The sequence below is a fragment of the Oleiphilus sp. HI0123 genome (genome assembly GCF_001635315.1).
Genome location: NZ_LWGE01001257.1, coordinates 1 through 4,146 on the forward strand (window position 1 = coordinate 1; position 4,146 = coordinate 4,146).

The 4,146-nt window shown below is 45.9% G+C and carries 5 protein-coding genes and 1 pseudogene; 1 reads left to right on the forward strand and 5 read right to left on the reverse strand.

Annotated elements, in window-relative coordinates:
* The 5 genes and pseudogenes from A3761_RS14825 to A3761_RS14845 all read right to left on the reverse strand — a co-directional run.
* Positions 1–310 (reverse strand): annotated as a pseudogene (locus A3761_RS14825) (tRNA 2-selenouridine(34) synthase MnmH); the annotation flags it as partial.
* Positions 311–409: 99 nt separating this feature from the next.
* Positions 410–1,183: a sulfite exporter TauE/SafE family protein gene (locus tag A3761_RS14830; protein WP_068553335.1), complete on the reverse strand. Its 774-nt coding sequence runs from the start codon at positions 1,181–1,183 to the stop codon at positions 410–412.
* A gap of 32 nt (positions 1,184–1,215) precedes the next feature.
* Positions 1,216–1,920, reverse strand: coding sequence for a pirin-like bicupin family protein (locus tag A3761_RS14835; RefSeq protein ID WP_068513578.1), 705 nt, complete (start codon positions 1,918–1,920; stop codon positions 1,216–1,218).
* Positions 1,921–1,960: 40 nt separating this feature from the next.
* On the reverse strand, positions 1,961–2,929 hold the full coding sequence (locus A3761_RS14840; RefSeq protein ID WP_068553336.1) for a glutathione S-transferase family protein: 969 nt from the start codon (positions 2,927–2,929) through the stop codon (positions 1,961–1,963).
* A gap of 84 nt (positions 2,930–3,013) precedes the next feature.
* Positions 3,014–3,460 carry a DoxX family protein gene (locus A3761_RS14845; RefSeq protein ID WP_068568149.1) on the reverse strand — a complete coding sequence of 149 codons (447 nt, stop codon included), beginning with the start codon at positions 3,458–3,460 and terminating at the stop codon, positions 3,014–3,016.
* A gap of 120 nt (positions 3,461–3,580) precedes the next feature.
* Here A3761_RS14845 and A3761_RS14850 point away from each other — a divergent pair.
* Positions 3,581–4,146, forward strand: a 566-nt coding sequence (locus A3761_RS14850) for a LysR family transcriptional regulator (protein ID WP_156491871.1), incomplete at its 3' end; no start/stop codon positions are given.

Below are 4,146 nucleotides of genomic sequence, written 5' to 3' on the forward strand. Positions count from 1 at the left end.
ATCGCAAACCACCCCGAAAGCAATACAAATAGCCCTGGGGGTTCTGTTTAGCAAAAGCCAACCAGGCCTCAAGCTTTTGGGCTTTATTTTCGCCACATACCAGCTCGTGTCCTAGTTCAATGGCACTATCCTGGCCTGATTCTTTATAACGAATACCAATCAAACGCCGTTCTTCATCATCCATTAAGGGTGCGTTGAGGGTATTTGGAAAGGCACCTTTATCGAACTCAACCGGTGCTCGAACATCCATTAGCGGAATATCATTCAGGAAAAGTTCGAGGTAGTTGTCTGTATCAGGTCTGTTGCTCATAGTGCTTAATAGTCAGGCGGTGCAAAGAAGGGGGAGATTATAGGGAAAATGCTTATGTAGAGCCATGCCTTATCTTTAAAACACTAGAACCAAAAGGCTTTAGAGCGCCACACTAATGAGTAAGCCAAGCCCTGACAGAAATAACAAACCCTTACACGCAGACATGAAATGGGCTTCACTCATTTTTGTATGCAAGCGATGTCCTAAGCTCGAACCAAGTAAGCAAGCCGGTAACAAAATTATGTCGATAATCAACAACGACGACACAGAAAAACCACTCTGTGACTGGGCGGCTAAGGCATACGGAACGATTTTAACCAGATTCATCATCGCAAAAAACATGGCAGCGCTTGCCAACCACGTGCGCTTGGGTAATCGTATCGTGGCCAAATAAATATTAATCGGTGGACCACCTGCGTGTAGCAATGTGCTGGTTAAACCAGACAAGGTCGCCCAAAAAAGACCTGCATAGGGCAGGTGAGCCAAAACGGGGCTCAACTGTTTCCACAGCGCGAATGCAATGCAAAATAAACCAAGCAAAGACTGTAACAAGCTACTGGACAATCCACCCAATAAATAGCCACCCGCGATGATGCCGACCAGTGCCGCGGGGCCGATCACTTTTATTTCTTGCCAGTTCACGCTGCGCCAATAATAGTGCATCGTCTTTGCGTCCATCACAATGAGAAGCGGCAACATTAAAATAGCGGCAACCGGCACGGGCATCACGAACGATAGTAATGGTACCGCGATAACACCCGCTCCTCCGGCAAAACCAGATTTTGAGATTCCCGTTATTAACACGCCAACCACGGCTAGCCCCCAAAATAGCGGGTCAAGCAATAATAGGCTTAGGTCATCAGTTGCATTCATCAGAATGTTTTCTCGCGTTATATTACAAGCAATTATCTTGGCGGGAGGTCAAACCAAAGAGCAGTCAAGCCTTCATCTTTGGCCGTAATAGATAGCTGATCTTTTATAATACCTAGACCATCACCTGGCTTTAATTCAAGCTTGTCAGTCGATGTAACGCCAAGTCCCTCCCCCTCAATTACATGCAAATAACCCACTCGCGCTTGAGCCGTCAATTCGTAGCGTTCTCCGGCGTTTAGCTGCAAGCGAAAAAGGCTCACATCCTGGTGAATACTTAGGCTACCGTTGCTTCCATCTGGCGTTACCAAAGCTGTCAGTGTCGAAGACTGTAAGATGGGCATTTGCTCGTAACTAGGTTCAATGAGTTTTACATTTGGACTGATCCAAATTTGCAAAAACTTCAATGCTTCGGTTTTAGATGCGTTAAATTCAGAGTGCATAATCCCTGACCCTGCGCTCATACGCTGAACCTCTCCCTCAGGCACTATAAAGTGATTTCCTGTGCTATCTCTGTGCTCGATAGCCCCCTCCAATATATAAGAAATAATTTCCATATCTCGATGACCATGATTATCAAAACCCGCACCGGGGGAAACCTCATCATCATTGATGACTCTCAGTACCGAAACTCCCATGTGATCGGCGTCGTAATAGTGACCAAACGAAAAGCTATGTTGGCTATTTAACCAAGAAAAGTTGGCCTTACCTCGTTCGTCAGCAGCTCGATAATAAAGCATGACAACTCCTTACTTTTGATGAAAATAGTGACTGAGATCGTTAGTTAGCTTTTTCCAACTGGTCTCGATCATGGGGTAAATCGAAATCTTGTTCAGGCCCTAAAGGAATGACCCCCGTCGGATTGATCGTAAGGTGACTGGCGTAATAGTGGGTTTTGATATGCTCAAAATTCACTGTCTGGGCCACCCCTGGCACTTGATACAGCTCGCGAACATAAGAACTCATCGCGGGGTAACTCGCTATCAGTTGTCTATTGGTTTTAAAGTGTCCAAAATAAACAGCGTCGAATCGAATCAGTGTCGTAAATAGACGCCAGTCAGCTTCGGTTAGTGTTGATCCACACAGATAACGCTGCTTAGACAGTAAGCCTTCTACCCAATCTAGGGCATCAAATAATTGATGGTAAGCGTCTTCATAGGCTTCTTGCGTCGTCGCAAAACCTGCACGATAAACACCGTTATTAATGCAGTCATAAATTCGTTCGTTAATCATATCAATCGACTCACGCAAGCCCTCTGGATAATAGTCATCAGTATTGCCAGTTAGGTGATTAAAGGCTGAGTTAAACATGCGAATAATTTCAGACGACTCATTACTGACAATCGTTTGGGTCTGTTTATCCCATAAAACCGGTACCGTAACCCGCCCCTCGTATTGGCTATCAGCGCGCATGTAAAGCTGGTAAGCGTATTGAAAACCGTACAGCGGGTCGGTAACTTCCCAACCGTTTTCTAACATTATCGGGTCGACTACCGTCACATCGATATAATCTTGTAGATTCTTCAGCTGGCGAAAAATCAACGTGCGATGAGCCCATGGGCACGCCAACGAAACATACAAATGGTAGCGGCCTTTCTCTGCCTTAAACCCCTTCTCACCCTGCGGGCCAGGTTGACCATCGGCGGTCAACCAACTTCTGAAGCGACTATCTTGGCGACGAAACTCACCTCCGCTATCGCTCGTGTCATACCACTGATCAACCCATTTCCCATCTTGTATTAAGCCCATGACCTTGTACCTCAATAACGATTATCAAAGTGCGATGTTTTGAGTCGCACTTAACTATCTGAATCTGATTAATCAACGTGTTGGCTAAACAGTCTTGTACGATAAAAGTGCCTTATCAATACTCAAACTACCTGCACCTCTAATCGTTAAGGTTGCGCTGATAACCAGTAATGCGAGCGCAAACTCATAACCGTTAGTTGCCATAAAAAATCCATTTTCAATGTGAGCCGTGACAATCGCCACAATCATAGTGATTGCCAGTACCAAGGCCGCTGGACGAACCAAAAAGCCAACTATCAGCAATAAACCGGCGAAGAATTCGGCACTCCCTGCAAGCCCTGCCATCAAGATACCGGGCGATAATCCAATCGACTCCATCCAACCCGCCGTTCCATCCAATCCATAGCCACCAAACCAGCCAAATAGTTTCTGACTGCCGTGTGCGGCGAATGTGATGCCCGCGCCAATTCGGATAGGTAGCGTGTCTAGGCACGCAGTCGTTGTGCTGATTTTGTTGAATAGTGCTTTCATGGCGTGTTTCCTCTGTGTTTTGATTTGATGAAATAAGTGTATCGCGCTGAAGAACTTCCAATAAGTGCCAATATCTGTTTAGAATGATCTAATAATTAGAACAATCTTTATGGAACCTTAATGATTAGAAACCCGATCACTATTGAAGCCTTAGAAACCTTAGACGCGATAGATAGACGAGGAAGCTATGCAAAAGCATCTGAAGAATTGAAGAAAGCCACCTCGGCCGTTTCTTATGCTATTCAGAAGCTCGAAGAACAATTGGGTATCACTTTGTTTCAGCGTCAAGGTCGACGCTCGGTATTAACCCCCGCAGGGCAGCTAATTTTGCAAGAAGGGCGAAAGATTCTGATGGCGACTTCTCAGCTGGCTAATTCAGCAAAAGAAGTTGCCACGGGTTGGGAGCCGAAAATACGAATCGCGATGGAGTCCACGCTGAATCAACCTGTACTATATGATGTGCTGTCTGACTTTCTGGCCGAACACGAAAATGTAGAAGTTGATCTAATTGAGTGCGTACTTAACGGCGGCTGGGAAGCACTTGAGCAAGACCGCGTAGAACTCCTTGTCGGCGCGCCAGGACCGGTACCATTACAAAAAGGCTTCCGCGCAATTCCACTAACAGACACCGACCTAATACCGGTTATTGCCACGTCCCATCAACTTGCTGAACTCGCCTTAGATAC